Consider the following 14,682-nt stretch of genomic DNA (forward strand, 5'->3'; position numbering starts at 1 on the left):
ATCCGGTTTACTGTTGTTGCTCTGGTGTTGCCACATCAGCAGGAGCCGCCTCAACGGGCGCAGCACCATTTAATGGAGCAATACTTGTACCTTCATCAGCACAAGCCGCTTTCAATGACAAGCGTAAACGTCCACGCTCATCTGCAGCCAACAACTTAACGCGCACAGTCTGACCTTCTTGAAGGTAGTCTTTAACATCTTTCACACGCTCATTAGCGATTTCTGAAATATGCAACAAACCATCTTTGCCAGGAAGGATATTAACTAGAGCACCGAACTCAAGTAGCTTAACAACAGGGCCTTCATAGATCTTACCTACTTCAGCCTCAGCAGTAATACCTTCAATACGACGCTTAGCTTCTTCCATGCCTTCAGCACTTGTAGAAGCAATTGTTACAGTACCGTCATCAGTAATATCAATGCTTGTGCCAGTTTCTTTTGTTAGAGCCTGGATCGTTGCACCGCCTTTACCAATCACTTCACGAATCTTGTCTGGATGAATCTTAATAGTCACCATACGTGGAGCATGCGCAGACAACTCTGTACGAACACCACCCATAGCTTCTTGCATTTTGCTCAAGATATGTAAGCGACCTTCTTTAGCTTGCGCTAAAGCTACTTGCATAATTTCTTTAGTGATACCTTGAACTTTGATATCCATCTGCAAAGCAGTAATACCGTTTGATGTACCAGCAACCTTAAAGTCCATGTCGCCTAAGTGATCTTCATCACCCAAGATATCTGTCAACACAGCAAAACGATTGCCATCCAAAATCAAGCCCATCGCTACACCAGCCACATGCGCTTTAACAGGAACACCTGCATCCATCATCGCCAAGCAACCACCGCAAACCGAAGCCATTGATGAAGAACCATTAGATTCAGTAATCTCTGACACCACGCGCAAGCTATAAGCAAACTCTTCAGCAGATGGAAGAACTGGAATCAACGCGCGCTTCGCCAAACGACCGTGACCAATTTCACGACGCTTAGGGCTACCTACACGGCCGGTTTCACCAGTAGCAAACGGAGGCATGTTGTAGTGGAACATGAAACGATCACGTTGTTCACCTTCTAAGGCATCAATGATTTGCTCGTCGCGAGCAGTGCCCAATGTAGCAACAACCAAACCTTGTGTCTCACCACGAGTAAACAAAGCTGAACCATGTGTACGTGGCAACACACCAGTACGAATCTCGATTGGACGAACTGTGCGTGTATCACGACCATCGATACGTGGCTCACCATTCAATACTTGGCTACGAACGATCTTGGCTTCAATTTCAAACATGATGTTGCCAACTTCAACTTCATCAAAGTCACCTTCGGCAGCCAATTTAGCTAAAACATCAGCCGTTACTTCTTTTAATTTTGTAGAGCGAGCTTGTTTTTGACGAATTTGATAAGCCTCGCGCAAACCAACCTCAGCCAATGCAGTTACCTTAGCAATTAACGGCTCATTCTTAGGAGCAGCTTTCCAATCCCACTCAGGCTTACCAGCCTCAACCACCAATTCATTAATAGCATTGATCGCTGTTTGCATTTGTTCGTGACCATAAACAACCGCGCCCAGCATCACTTCTTCTGATAATTGATGCGCTTCAGATTCAACCATCAATACAGCAGATTGAGTACCAGCAACAATTAAATCAAGCTCGCTTGTTGTCTGCTCTAAACGTGTTGGGTTTAGTAGGTATTGACCATCTTTATAACCAACACGAGCTGCACCAACTGGGCCATTAAATGGGATACCAGAGATAGCTAAAGCTGCAGAAGCGCCAATTAATGCAGGAATATCTGCAGGCACATCTGGGTTAATCGATACAACGTGAACTACTACCTGAACTTCGTTATAAAAACCCTCTGGGAACAATGGGCGTAGCGGACGATCGATCAAACGAGAAATTAAAGTCTCGCCTTCTGATGGGCGGCCTTCACGACGGAAAAAACCGCCAGGAATCTTACCGGCAGCATAAGTTTTTTCCAAATAATCGACTGTTAAAGGGAAGAAATCTTGGCCTGGTTTCGCATTTTTTGCGGCAACAACAGTTGCCAATACCACCGTGTCATCAACATCAACTAATACTGCACCACTCGCTTGACGGGCAATTTCACCTGTTTCCATACGAACAGTATGTGAACCCCATTGAAAACTTTTTACTGCTTTTTTAAACATCGTCATTTATGTATATCTCCAATCAACATTTGCCATAGAAATAGCAGCGCTATGGCAGCACTGGAGCATTGGGGGCTTACGAAGCAAGGATGCCATTCCAAAGAAAGGCTAAGAAGAGAATTTTTAACCTACCTTTGGAATGACACGGTTCCTGTGCAACGAAAGAGCCACCGACCGCTCTAAACGACAATGCCTGCCTAGGTCATCCTTGGGCAGGCATCTTCGGTATTACTTACGTAGACCGAGCTTATCAATCAAAGCGCGGTAACGATCAAAATCTTTACCTTTCAAATAGTCGAGTAAACGACGGCGACGGCTAACCATCTTCAACAAGCCACGACGGCTGTGATGATCTTTAGCATTTGCTTTGAAGTGAGGTGTTAGGTCATTAATGCGAGCCGTTAACAAAGCCACCTGAACTTCAGGACTACCTGTGTCGTTTGCTGCGCGTGCGTTATCTTTAACGATTTCCGCTTTTTTAGCTGTAACAATAGCCATTTTTATTACTCCATACTTGCGAACACTTGAGCTTAGGGTCATTTCTGACCGGCACCCATCGTGTCGTGCGAATTGTTGAAAAAAACTCTTTCCAAGGGAATTCCTCGGAAAGAGCCAAGATTATAGCCTAAACAGCCATTTGGGCATTCAATTTCTGCTGACTAGGGTCATGAAGCTTATTTAAAGCTGCCAAATAAGCTTTTGCCGAAGCCGCCACGATATCTGGGTCCGTTCCCACGCCATTGACGATGCGGCCACCCTTAGACAAGCGGACAGTCACCTCGCCCTGAGACTCCGTACCTGTTGTAATCGCATTAACGGAATATAAAAGCTGCTCTGCACCACTTTTCACTTTAGATTCAATGGCATTGAGCGTTGCATCCACCGGGCCATTCCCCTCTGCTTCGGATGAAAACTCCTCCCCTCCGACTTTAAACACCACTTTTGCAAAAGGTCGCTCACCAGTCTCTGATTTCTGGGATAAAGACACAAAACGGAAGTAATCGGTAGTTTCCACCCCTGAATTAGTCACAATCGCCTGAATATCTTCATCAAAAATTTCAGCTTTTTGATCTGCCAAAGTCTTAAATCTTGCGAAGGCATCATTCAAATCAGCCTCAGAATCCAAAACAACCCCTAATTCTTGTAAGCGCTGTTTAAATGCATTACGGCCTGACAATTTACCTAAAACAATCTTATTAGCAGCCCAACCCACATCTTCGGCTCGCATAATCTCGTAAGTATCACGAGCTTTCAATACGCCATCTTGGTGAATACCTGAGGCATGGGCAAATGCATTGGCACCCACCACTGCTTTATTAGGTTGCACCACAAAACCCGTAATTTGAGAGACCATCTTAGAAGCTGGAACAATCTGAGTTGTATCAATACCTACTGTTAAGTCGAAATAGTCCTTACGCGTTTTAATCGCCATCACCACTTCTTCCAAAGAGGTATTACCCGCACGCTCGCCTAAACCGTTGATCGTACACTCCACCTGACGAGCACCACCAATCTTCACGCCCGCCAATGAGTTAGCAACCCCCATGCCTAAGTCATTATGGCAATGAACAGACCAAATGGCTTTATCGGAATTAGGAACACGTTCACGCAATGTCTTAATAAAATTACCGTAAAGTTCTGGGACACCATAACCAACTGTATCCGGTACGTTAATGGTTGTAGCGCCTTCTGCAATAACAGCCTCAATCACACGGCACAAGAAATCGACTTCAGACCTGTAACCATCTTCAGGTGAAAATTCAACATCATTTGTGTGATTACGTGCAAAACGCACTGCCGCCTTAGCCTGCTCAAATACCTGATCAGGCGTCATGCGCAACTTCTTCTCCATATGCAATGGGCTTGTCGCAATAAAAGTATGGATTCTTTTTGAATTAGCTGCTTTCAAAGCTTCCGCTGCGCGTCCAATATCTCGCTCATTCGCTCGCGCTAATGAACAAACTGTCGAATCTTTAATCACTTGAGCAATCGCTGAAATAGCATGGAAGTCACCATCCGAACTAGCCGCGAAACCCGCCTCAATCACATCCACTTTTAAGCGCTCTAGTTGACGGGCAATACGCACCTTCTCATCACGAGTCATCGATGCGCCAGGAGACTGTTCGCCATCTCTTAACGTGGTATCAAAAATGATTAATTTATCCGTCATAACCAACTCCCAATTTGCCAAAAATAAAAATAAAAAACCCCAGCTTTGCTGGGGTTGGTGTTTTTGCTTGCTTTTGCTCTATTTGTTCAAGCGTGTACCGACCCCAGGTTTTGACCTAGTCCTAGTAATAATAGAAGCAAAGAGCTGTAATTCATAGACTCAAATATACACAAAAATGTTTTAACTGTCAGAAAGGATATCTGAGGCTTTACCCTTAGGCAAGGAAATTTTTTGCCATACCCAAAAAATATAACCTGACAATGCGTAAGCCACAAACAATCCAAATAAAGCTACAGGAGGATCACTTGAAACTAAAACAAAGCCGAGGATTACCAAAATCATGACTCCAAAAGGAGCTCTGTAACGCACATCCAAAGCTTTACCGCTATAGAACAGGGCGTTAGAGACCATCGTAATGCCAGCGTAAATGGTTAACGCGAACATGACCCAAGGAATATATAGTTCTTTAACTGGTAACTTGTTATCTATCGCCAACCAAACAAAACCAGCAATCAAAGAAGCTGCCGCAGGACTTGGCAATCCCTGGAAAAATCTTTTATCAACAACCCCAATATTCGTATTAAATCTAGCCAAACGTAAGGCTGCACCTGCGCAATAGGCAAAAGCAGCTAACCAACCCCACTTGCCCAAGTCTTTTAGAACCCACTCATAAGCTACCAAAGCTGGCGCAACCCCAAAAGAAACCATATCTGTTAGCGAATCATATTGTTCGCCAAATGCGCTTTGAGTATTGGTCATACGGGCAACCCGCCCATCCATACCATCCATCACTAAAGCGAAGAAAATAGCAATCGCTGCCATTTCAAAACGATTATTCATCGCCTGAACAATCGCAAAGAAACCACAAAATAAATTAGCTGTCGTAAACGCGTTCGGCAACAAATAAATACCTTTGTTACGCGGACGATTTACTTCCTCAGCCGCCCATTCGCTTCTACGAATAGGCATCACATTATTAGGTAAAGTCTTACCAGGTCTTAAACGCTTGCGTCTAAATGTGCTCATAGACAATGTTTTAGTCCAATCCTGGCAATTTAGCTAGTACCGTACTTGTTGCAGATACTTTATCCCCAACACTAACCAAAGGCTCGGCATTTAAAGGTAAATACACGTCCACGCGCGAACCAAAACGAATAAAGCCATAGCGCTCGCCTTTTTTAAGCTTATCGCCTAAATGTGCGTAACAAAGAATACGCCTAGCAATCAAGCCTGCAACTTGCACCAAAGTAACTGTTTGGCCATTAGCATCAATTACTACGGCATTACGTTCATTCTCAGTAGAGGCTTTATCAAGGTCAGCATTTAAATATTTACCTGGGAAATACTCAATCTTCTTAACCACGCCATTCACTGAGGAACGATTTGAATGCACATTAAATACATTCATAAATACGCTAATTTTTAGAGCCTCACGATTGGCATATGGGTCAAAAGCTTTATCAACAATAATGACTCGTCCATCAGCTGGAGACAAAACAGCATCTTTTACCAATGGCACCAAACGGCCAGGATCTCTAAAAAACTGTAAAACGAAAATAAAAATAATCCAGAAAGGCCAAGACCACACCCAACCACCAGTCGAGTGCACCATGAACAAGACAAAACCTGCGATAGCCACATGTGGCCAGCCTTCTTTAGCAATAATAGGATGCGGGTAATGAACTGCCATGCTGCCTCTCTTCCTGGATTATTTAATCGTTTGGATTAGTTCTTGCTTTGATCAACTAATTTATTTTTAGCGATCCAAGGCATCATAGCGCGCAACTTAGCACCCACCTCTTCGATTTGATGCTCAGCAGTCAAACGACGACGTGAAATTAAAGTTGGAGCACCTGCTTTGTTTTCCAAAATAAAGCTCTTAGCGTATTCGCCAGTTTGAATATCTTTCAAGCATTGACGCATTGCATTCTTAGTATCTTCAGTCACAACGCGTGGACCTGTTACATACTCACCGTATTCAGCGTTATTAGAAATTGAGTAGTTCATGTTAGCGATACCGCCTTCATAGATCAAATCAACAATCAATTTCAACTCATGCAAACACTCGAAGTAAGCCATTTCAGGAGCGTAACCAGCCTCAACCAAAGTCTCAAAACCAGCTTTAATTAGTTCAACTGTACCGCCACATAAAACTGCTTGCTCACCGAACAAGTCTGTTTCAGTTTCTTCACGGAAGTTTGTTTCGATAATACCGGCACGACCACCACCGTTAGCTGTAGCGTATGACAAAGCAACATCACGTGCTGAGCCAGATTTATCTTGATGAACAGCGATCAAGTGAGGAACACCGCCACCCTGCATATATGTACCACGTACTGTGTGGCCTGGAGCCTTAGGAGCAACCATGATCACGTCCACATCATGACGAGGAATCACTTGACCGTAATGAACGTTAAAGCCGTGAGCAAAAGCCAATGCAGCACCAGCTTTAATATTTGGAGCAACTTCTTTGTTGTAAACGTCAGCAATTTGCTCGTCAGGTAACAACATCATCACAACGTCAGCACCTTTAACAGCTTCCGCAACTTCTTTAACTTGCAAACCAGCATTAACTGCTTTATTCCAAGAAGCACCATTTTTGCGCAAACCAACAGTCACCTTAACGCCTGACTCATGCAAATTCAATGAGTGAGCGTGACCTTGTGAACCGTAACCAATAATCGTTACCTGTTTACCTTTAATTAAAGATAGATCTGCGTCTTTATCGTAAAAAACTTTCATGCTATTTCCTATTTATTTCAGTTTGTTATTCGTTAAAAAAATTACGCCTTCAAAATACGCTCACCGCGGCCTACGCCAGAGCAACCAGTTCGGACTGTTTCCAAAATGGCACTTCGGTCGATGGCCTCGATAAAGGCATCCAATTTACTGCTATCGCCAGTCAACTCGATGGTGTAAGCCTTATCAGTGACATCAATGATACGCCCACGGAAGATATCCGTCGTACGCTTCATTTCTTCGCGCTCCTTACCAACCGAGCGCACCTTAATCAACATTAACTCACGCTCAATATGTGGGCCGTCTGTTAAATCAATCACTTTTACTACATCAACCAAGCGATTGAGATGCTTTGTAATCTGTTCAATCACATCTTCAGAACCCATTGTCACAATCGTCATACGTGACAAAGAAGGATCTTCGGTAGGCGCAACAGTAAGCGTCTCAATGTTGTAGCCACGAGCAGAAAACAATCCAACCACGCGTGACAAAGCACCCGGTTCATTTTCCAAAAGAATAGAAATAATATGGCGCATTACAGATCCTCACTTCCCAAAAGCATCTCAGTGATACCCTTACCCGCTTGAACCATCGGCCAAACGTTTTCTGTTGGATCTGTTTGGAAATCCATAAATACAGTTCTATCTTTCATCTTGAACGCTTCGCGTAGCGCTGGTTCAACATCAGATTTTTTCTCGATGCGCATACCAACGTGACCGTAAGACTCTGCCAACTTTACAAAATCAGGCAATGAGTCCATGTAAGAACTTGAATAACGCTTGTTATAAGTAAGCTCCTGCCATTGGCGAACCATACCTAAGTAACGGTTATTTAAGGATACGATTTTTACTGGTGTGTCATATTGCTTGCAGGTGGAAAGCTCTTGAATACACATTTGGATCGATCCCTCGCCGGTAATCGTCACCACCTCTGAATCAGGAAATGCTTTCTTAATACCCATAGCATAAGGCAAGCCAACGCCCATTGTCCCCAAACCACCGGAATTAATCCAACGACGTGGTTTGTCAAATTTATAGAACTGTGCAGCCCACATTTGATGCTGACCTACGTCAGAGCAAACAAAAGCATCACCCTTCGTTAACTCCCAAATCTTTTCAACCACATACTGAGGTTTAACGATTTCTGAATCACGGTCAAACTTTAAACAATCTTTTCCACGCCACTCATTAATCTGCTTCCACCACGCATCAAGCTTCGCTTGATTCTTACGAGGACCAGCAGTCTTAATCATCTCAGCCATCTCAACCAATACTTCTTTAAGGTCGCCAACAATAGGCACATCCACCTTAACGCGTTTAGAAATAACTGATGGATCAATATCGATATGGATAATTTTTCTTGGTACGCTAGAAAAATGCCCTGGATTACCAATCACACGATCATCAAAACGAGCGCCAATCGCGATCAACACATCGCAATGCTGCATCGTCATGTTCGCCTCGTAGGTGCCGTGCATACCCAACATACCTAAGAAGTTAGGATGTGTACCAGGATAACCACCCAGCCCCATTAGAGTATTCGTAACGGGATAACCCAATAAATCAGCGAATGCCTTTAACTCAGGAGCAGAGTCTGAAAGAATCACGCCACCGCCCGTGTAGATATAAGGACGTTCTGCTTCCAATAATAAAGATACAGCCTTACGAATTTGCCCACTGTGACCTTTGTTCACAGGGTTGTAAGAGCGCATATTTAATTCACTTGGATAATTAAAGCGTGCTTTTTGGAAAGAAACATCTTTAGGAATATCCACCACAACAGGTCCTGGACGACCTGTTTTAGCGATATGAAAAGCTTTCTTTAGCGTTAAAGCTAAATCAGCAGGATCTTTCACTAAGAAGTTATGTTTAACAATTGGTCTCGTAATACCGACCGTGTCGCACTCTTGGAAAGCATCTTCACCAATCGCATTCGTTGGTACGTTACCCGTGATGATCACCATTGGGACTGAATCCATATAGGCAGTAGCAATACCTGTTACAGCATTGGTCACGCCTGGACCAGAAGTCACTAAAGCAACCCCAACATTACCTGTGGCGCGCGCATAACCATCAGCAGCGTGAACAGCCGCTTGCTCATGACGCACCAAAATGTGTTCAAACTTATCTTGTTTAAAGATTTCGTCGTAGATATATAAAACTGAACCGCCTGGATAACCCCAGACATATTCCACGCCTTCAGCATGAAGTGCGTGCACCAAAATTTCGGCACCAATCATTTCTGGGCCTTGTTGGTCTTGATTTTTGTTAGCAGGGTTCAAGAGTTCCGCGCTGTTATTTGCATTCATTTGTCTTAGTCCTTTGCAATTTTCGGCAAAAAATTGTTTGGGCTACTCTGGCTCCGTGCTTATGGCTCGGGTTCGAGTGGCTAGCGCTTAATCCGGTAAAAAAACCATCTTATGAAAGGTCCGGTAAGTCGAACCTGTGATTTTAGCCTATAACTGGGTATTAGGGGTAGGTTTCATTGTCGTTGTCTAATAGAGGTATGGCTTCCGAAAAAGAATTGTCCGACTTTTTAAAAAGTGTCGAGACCAAAGCATTCAAGCGTACCGTGTTCTCAACACGGGACGAGGATGCTGCCATGGACATTGTTCAAGATAGCATGATCAAACTAGCCGAAAAGTATGGGCAACAACCCATCAACGAGCTACCACTGCTATTTACCCGCATCCTACAAAACACGACTCTAGACTGGTTTAGGCGTCAAAAAACCCAAAATACATGGATCAGCCTCTTTTCAGCCTTTAAAGGTGGCGGAGGCGATCATTTTGATGATTCTGAAGGCTCTGACCCTCTTGAATTCATTGAGACTGAAAATGAAAATTCAGGGTCAGATGGCGGAGAACAGCAGTTAGAACGTAAACAAATGGCAAAAATTTTAGAAAATGAAATTTCAAAATTGCCATTACGTCAACGAGAAGCCTTCCTCATGCGTTACTGGGATGAGTTAGATATATCTGAAACAGCAAAATTAATGGGCTGCTCTGAAGGAAGTGTAAAAACACACTGCTCTAGAGCGGCTGCGTCATTGGAAAAAGCACTTAAAAAACAAGGGTTTAAATCGTGAGAATAGGGCAAATAACAGAAGCGACTGATAATCGTACAGAGTTACGCATGGCTCGCCTTACGCGCGATTTGCTGAATGAAGGTGCCAATGACTTACCGGCTCATATCGTAGAAAAGCTAGCGAAAGCCCGAAATCTAGCCCTAACACGCCGTCCATTAGAGAAAAAATGGGTATGGCAACGAGAATTTTCTTTTGCCATGCCAGGAATGCCAAGTTCCCATGATTTAGGTGGAAAAATTTGGGGCGCTTTTGGTGCACTCCCTTTACTTGCGCTTATCTTAGGCCTCTTTTTAATTGTTAACTGGCAAAAAGATGAGCGAATCCGCGATATTGCTGAAGTTGATAGCGCTCTTTTAATCGATGCGGTTCCGCCAGAGGCTTATCACGACGATGGCTTTATTCGCTTTCTTATGACGGACGGTAAAGACCTCGACCCAAGCAACGACGATAAAGAAGGCGTTTAAGCATGCCCCACGCAAAGTGCCACTCTCTAATTTCAAAATGTCAAAAGCATCTTAAGTGCTTAATTGGCAAGGGGATGGTATTGCTTGCTTTAACCTTTTTTGGCGCAAGCATTGCCCACGCCCAGACTTGGGTGCAGCTACCAGAGGCGCAAAGAGAAATTCTTGCCCCTCTCGAGAGTGACTGGAGCAGCATCACCAAAGATCAAAAGAAAAAATGGGTCGAAGTGGCTAATCGCTACCCCCATATGGCTGATTCCGAGAAAAATGTTTTGCAATCTCGCATGAGCGAATGGGCAAATCTGTCGCCTGAGCAACGCCGCCTTGCAAGAGATAACTACCTTCGAACCCTCAAGTTCTCCCCAGAAAAAAAAGCGGAGGCTTGGCAAGCCTACCAAAAACTCTCGGATGAAGATAAAAAACGCTTAGCTGAAAAAAAAGCGTCAACAACAAAACCAACAACGGTTAGTGCGCCCACGCTAAAATAATTTTTAGTGAAACCTACAGAAAAATTTACGCCCCTCCCTGCTGAGTATCTTCAATCTTTACCAGCACCAACCCTTCTGCGTCGCATCGCATTAAATCTCTATGAGATGTTGGTACTGATGGGCGTGGCCGCATTAACATTTTTAGTACCTCATTTATTAATTGGGGTCATGCTAGAAGCTACCGCCCCCGCTTGGTTTTTACTAGCGCACCTGTATCTTGTATTAGCACTGTACTTTTCTTGGTACTGGACTAAAACAGGTCAAACACTAGCCATGCAAACGTGGAAAATTCAACTGATAAGTGAAGACGGCACAATTCTAAAAAAATCCCAAGCGCTCATGCGTTACGCTTTAGGCTCTCTATGGCTCATGCCAGCCGCCTTGATTTTATTCATCGCTATCAAAGTAGGTGACCCTGAAAAAATTGGCAGCTATCTCTCCATCACCTTTTTTTCAATGACTTTATTTTTTTGGCCTCTCACAGCGCTTTTAGATAGGCAGGGTAAACAAACTTTGCCCGATAAATGGGCTAAGACAAGATTGGTCCAATTACCCCGCTTGATTCCTCATCCAATCAGCAGTAGTGAAAAATGATTGCATCAGACGTTCAAATAGCAATCCTTTAACACCCATATCCATCAAAGCCTGACGCATACACTCCAGCCATTGGTCTCTTTCCGATAGACCAATCGGGAAAGGCATATGCCTAGCTTTTAATCTTGGATGGCCATATTGCTGCACATATAAATCAGGGCCTCCAGTCCAACCACTCAGAAATAAATATAACTTATCCCTTGAACCATCCAAGCGATCACCATGCATCGCGCGAATACCCGCATAACTTTCATCTAAATCCATTAAGTCATAAAAACGATCTACCAACCGCCTCAGACCTTCAGCACCACCTAACAAATCAAATATAGTTTTTTGCTCAGACATACTGCCCCATTCTTTTTATTCTGTTTTTGTTCTATTTTTCACAAACTGCGACGAGTTTATAACTCTCGCAAAATTTCCGATGCAGAGGTATTCGCGACTTTTCTTTGCATATTAAAACCTCCCAATATACAAATGAATATCCCCCCAATCACACCATCAACAATCACCCACCAAGAGAAATCCAAATGAATCTCAAACACGAAATTTGCCAACACCCAACCAATTATTAACGCCCCCAGAGCCGCCATTGCACCAGAAACAGCTCCAATGACACCTAGTTCTAGGAAGAAGGCACGACGTATTTGCTGACGACGAGCCCCCATCACTTTTAATAGGGTCGCATCCCTTAACCTATCATCTTGACTAGAAAAAAGCGCAGTCCCCAAAACCAACAACCCTGCCGAGATTGTAAAAACAAATAACAACTCAATCGCGGCAGACAATTTATCTAGAACCTCCCTCACTTGACGTAGACTCAACTCAACATCAACCACGGTGATGTTTGGGAACCTAGCCACCAAAGACATATCGAGTGGTACCTGCCCACTAACCGTATCAAGTTGCTGATAAGCAGTAATCCAACTTTGCGGCGCTTCTGATAATATTTTCTCAGGCAAAATCGCGAAAAAATTAACCCTCAAACTACCCCAGTCCAATTTTCTAATCGATGTTATTTTTGCAGAAATAACTGTTCCAGCGACATCAAACTGCAACTCATCTCCAAGTTTTAAACCTAAAGTTTTGGCAATCCCTTGCTCTATAGATATTTCAGCATCGCTTGTATCACCATGCCATCGCCCTTCAATGATTTTATTTTTATCGGGTAAAGCAGATCCATAAGATAAATTAAACTCTCGATCAACCAATCTTTGAGCACGCTCATCAGCATATTGCTGCGGCATCACTATTTGATGATTGATGTGCGTCAAACGCCCTCTCACCATAGGGTATAAGGTAGCTTTAGAAACTCCCGACTGACGCAAAGCAGCTTCAACAGTTGCCTTCTGATCCGGCTGAATATTGATTAAAAAACGATTGGGCGCATCTGTTGATGCGCCCATTTGCCACGCAGAAAGTAAATCCTGCCGCACAACCACCAACAGCAATAGCGCCATCATGGCAATCGCCAAAGAAGCAATTTGCACACTTGTTAAGAAAGTTCTACGAGACAAAGCCTGCCAAGTAAACCTCTGAACCACATCTTGCCGCATAAAAGAAGTAGCAACCCATGCGGATAGACGAATAACTCCCCAAGAAATCACCATGAATACCAAAGCAGCTAATAAAAAACCGCCCAAGGTCATAACAGCTAATTTCAAATCACGCGCAATAAATATCAATAGCGCAAAAAAACTAAATAACCCAAGAACCCCAAGCGCCCAAGCAGAAAGACCTGGTAAAGGGACATCTTTCCTCAATACTCTTAACGGAGAAATACCACTCAAAGACATCATGGGCGGCCACACAAAACCTAACAATAAAACCAAACTCACCAAAATAGACCAGACAATTGGCCATATAGAGGCAGCGGGTAAATTAGCAATCAATAAATCACCAAGAAAAATTAACAACACCTGATGACCTAACCAACCCAACAATGACCCAATAAAAGCGCCCAACAAACCAATCTGGAGAATTTCTTGAAAATAAGATCCAAGTATTTTTTTTCTAGAGGCTCCCAAACACTTCCAAATAGCTGCCACATCAGATTGTTTATTAACATAACGTCTAACGGCCAGAACCATAGCGACTGAAGAAACCATTGCTGTTAGAAGCGCGACCAAAGATAAAAATTTTTCAGCCCTATCCAAAGTGCTACGCATAAAAGGTTGGCTGTTATCAACGCCTTCAACCCTCACTCCGCGTAATTGCAAAGTTTGAACTTTTTCTTGAGCCCACTGAACATAAGCCGATAACTGGCTCTCACCACCCGCCAATAAAAAACGGTACGTTACGCGACTTCCAAACCCGATCAGACCGGTTTGCTCTAATTCATCCGAACGCATCATGACTCTTGGCGCAAAATTTAAAAATCCCGCGCCCTTATCTAACTCTTGCGTTATCACCCCAGCAATTTTTAGCTTTAACTGCCCCAATAAAATCAGATCACCAACATCCACTTTTAAGGCTGGCAATAAGGCAGCATCAACCCAGACAGTACTCGGCGCAGGCACACCACTCTGAGCCACACCTTTTAAATCTAGAGCGTTATCAGCCACCTTCACAACACCACGTAAAGGATAGCCTTCGCTAACCGCCTTTAAAGAAACTAATTTACTTTGCGTACCAACTCCAGCCATAGTTGGGAAAACAATTGTTTCAGCTGTTTGCAAACCATCAGATACCGCCCGCTCCTTAAAAATAGCCGGAAGCGGCTGATCGCTGTGAATCAAATAATCTGCTGCAATCAACTGCTTGGCATCCCGATCAAATGCTCGTTGCATACGGTCAGCCAAATAAGAAACACTACTCAAAGAAGCCACCGAAATAATCAAGGCCACTAATAACCAGTGAAGCTCTGAAGAACGCAGGTTCCGTGGCAAAAAAATCATTTCAAGGCTCTGATGTGTGCATAAAGTAAGGAAAGCTCATTTAAACACATAAAGAGATAACAAAGAAAAA

General features: G+C 43.6%; 14 protein-coding genes. 4 read left to right on the top strand and 10 right to left on the bottom strand.

Annotated features, from left to right (window positions below; translation table 11 throughout):
• Positions 1-7: 7 nt before the first annotated feature.
• The 8 genes from pnp to ICV01_RS06655 form a co-directional block, all read right to left on the bottom strand.
• Positions 8-2,182, bottom strand: coding sequence for a polyribonucleotide nucleotidyltransferase (gene pnp, locus ICV01_RS06620; RefSeq protein ID WP_215286795.1), 2,175 nt, complete (start codon positions 2,180-2,182; stop codon positions 8-10).
• Positions 2,183-2,404: 222 nt separating this feature from the next.
• Positions 2,405-2,674, bottom strand: coding sequence for a 30S ribosomal protein S15 (rpsO, locus tag ICV01_RS06625; protein WP_215286797.1), 270 nt, complete (start codon positions 2,672-2,674; stop codon positions 2,405-2,407).
• Positions 2,675-2,801: 127 nt separating this feature from the next.
• Entirely contained in the window at positions 2,802-4,346 is a 1,545-nt protein-coding gene (locus ICV01_RS06630; RefSeq protein ID WP_215286799.1) for a 2-isopropylmalate synthase, read from the bottom strand.
• 180 nt (positions 4,347-4,526) lie between these two features.
• Entirely contained in the window at positions 4,527-5,372 is an 846-nt protein-coding gene (gene pssA, locus ICV01_RS06635; RefSeq protein ID WP_215286801.1) for a CDP-diacylglycerol--serine O-phosphatidyltransferase, read from the bottom strand.
• Between the two features lie 10 nt (positions 5,373-5,382).
• On the bottom strand, positions 5,383-6,036 hold the full coding sequence (locus tag ICV01_RS06640) for a phosphatidylserine decarboxylase (RefSeq protein WP_215286804.1): 654 nt from the start codon (positions 6,034-6,036) through the stop codon (positions 5,383-5,385).
• 35 nt (positions 6,037-6,071) lie between these two features.
• Positions 6,072-7,088 carry a ketol-acid reductoisomerase gene (gene ilvC / locus ICV01_RS06645; protein ID WP_215286806.1) on the bottom strand — a complete coding sequence of 339 codons (1,017 nt, stop codon included), beginning with the start codon at positions 7,086-7,088 and terminating at the stop codon, positions 6,072-6,074.
• A 41-nt stretch (positions 7,089-7,129) separates the two neighbouring features.
• A complete protein-coding gene (ilvN, locus tag ICV01_RS06650) occupies positions 7,130-7,621 on the bottom strand; it encodes an acetolactate synthase small subunit (RefSeq protein WP_215286813.1) in 492 nt (163 codons plus the stop codon).
• Positions 7,621-9,324, bottom strand: coding sequence for an acetolactate synthase 3 catalytic subunit (locus ICV01_RS06655; protein ID WP_251369421.1), 1,704 nt, complete (start codon positions 9,322-9,324; stop codon positions 7,621-7,623). Before ICV01_RS06655 ends, ilvN begins: the two co-directional genes overlap by 1 nt.
• Before the next feature lie 266 nt (positions 9,325-9,590).
• Between ICV01_RS06655 and ICV01_RS06660 the strand changes: the two genes are divergently transcribed.
• The 4 genes from ICV01_RS06660 (at position 9,591) to ICV01_RS06675 (ending at position 11,715) form a co-directional block, all read left to right on the top strand.
• Entirely contained in the window at positions 9,591-10,172 is a 582-nt protein-coding gene (locus ICV01_RS06660; protein WP_215286817.1) for an RNA polymerase sigma factor, read from the top strand.
• On the top strand, positions 10,169-10,636 hold the full coding sequence (locus ICV01_RS06665; protein WP_215286819.1) for a DUF3619 family protein: 468 nt from the start codon (positions 10,169-10,171) through the stop codon (positions 10,634-10,636). The genes ICV01_RS06660 and ICV01_RS06665 overlap by 4 nt, the downstream gene beginning before the upstream one ends.
• A gap of 80 nt (positions 10,637-10,716) precedes the next feature.
• Positions 10,717-11,121, top strand: a complete 405-nt coding sequence (locus ICV01_RS06670; RefSeq protein WP_215286821.1) for a DUF3106 domain-containing protein — start codon at positions 10,717-10,719, stop codon at positions 11,119-11,121.
• Between the two features lie 6 nt (positions 11,122-11,127).
• Positions 11,128-11,715 carry an RDD family protein gene (locus tag ICV01_RS06675; RefSeq protein ID WP_251369330.1) on the top strand — a complete coding sequence of 196 codons (588 nt, stop codon included), beginning with the start codon at positions 11,128-11,130 and terminating at the stop codon, positions 11,713-11,715.
• Here the strand turns inward: ICV01_RS06675 and ICV01_RS06680 are convergent.
• Both ICV01_RS06680 and ICV01_RS06685 read right to left on the bottom strand, forming a co-directional pair.
• Positions 11,671-12,060: a group II truncated hemoglobin gene (locus ICV01_RS06680; RefSeq protein WP_215286823.1), complete on the bottom strand. Its 390-nt coding sequence runs from the start codon at positions 12,058-12,060 to the stop codon at positions 11,671-11,673. The genes ICV01_RS06675 and ICV01_RS06680 overlap by 45 nt on opposite strands.
• A 56-nt stretch (positions 12,061-12,116) precedes the next feature.
• Positions 12,117-14,612, bottom strand: coding sequence for an ABC transporter permease (locus ICV01_RS06685; RefSeq protein WP_215286825.1), 2,496 nt, complete (start codon positions 14,610-14,612; stop codon positions 12,117-12,119).
• Positions 14,613-14,682 lie beyond the last annotated feature (70 nt).

The organism is Polynucleobacter sp. MWH-Spelu-300-X4, from assembly GCF_018687515.1.
In the GTDB taxonomy this organism is placed as follows: Bacteria; Pseudomonadota; Gammaproteobacteria; order Burkholderiales; family Burkholderiaceae; genus Polynucleobacter.

Coding starts and splice junctions, on each gene's coding strand:
- pnp (WP_215286795.1), bottom strand. CDS start 2,182: ATGACGATGTTTAAAAAAGCAGTAAAAAGTTTTCAATGGGGTTCACAT.
- rpsO (WP_215286797.1), bottom strand. CDS start 2,674: ATGGCTATTGTTACAGCTAAAAAAGCGGAAATCGTTAAAGATAACGCA.
- ICV01_RS06630 (WP_215286799.1), bottom strand. CDS start 4,346: ATGACGGATAAATTAATCATTTTTGATACCACGTTAAGAGATGGCGAA.
- pssA (WP_215286801.1), bottom strand. CDS start 5,372: ATGAGCACATTTAGACGCAAGCGTTTAAGACCTGGTAAGACTTTACCT.
- ICV01_RS06640 (WP_215286804.1), bottom strand. CDS start 6,036: ATGGCAGTTCATTACCCGCATCCTATTATTGCTAAAGAAGGCTGGCCA.
- ilvC (WP_215286806.1), bottom strand. CDS start 7,088: ATGAAAGTTTTTTACGATAAAGACGCAGATCTATCTTTAATTAAAGGT.
- ilvN (WP_215286813.1), bottom strand. CDS start 7,621: ATGCGCCATATTATTTCTATTCTTTTGGAAAATGAACCGGGTGCTTTG.
- ICV01_RS06655 (WP_251369421.1), bottom strand. CDS start 9,324: ATGATTGGTGCCGAAATTTTGGTGCACGCACTTCATGCTGAAGGCGTG.
- ICV01_RS06660 (WP_215286817.1), top strand. CDS start 9,591: ATGGCTTCCGAAAAAGAATTGTCCGACTTTTTAAAAAGTGTCGAGACC.
- ICV01_RS06680 (WP_215286823.1), bottom strand. CDS start 12,060: ATGTCTGAGCAAAAAACTATATTTGATTTGTTAGGTGGTGCTGAAGGT.
- ICV01_RS06685 (WP_215286825.1), bottom strand. CDS start 14,612: ATGATTTTTTTGCCACGGAACCTGCGTTCTTCAGAGCTTCACTGGTTA.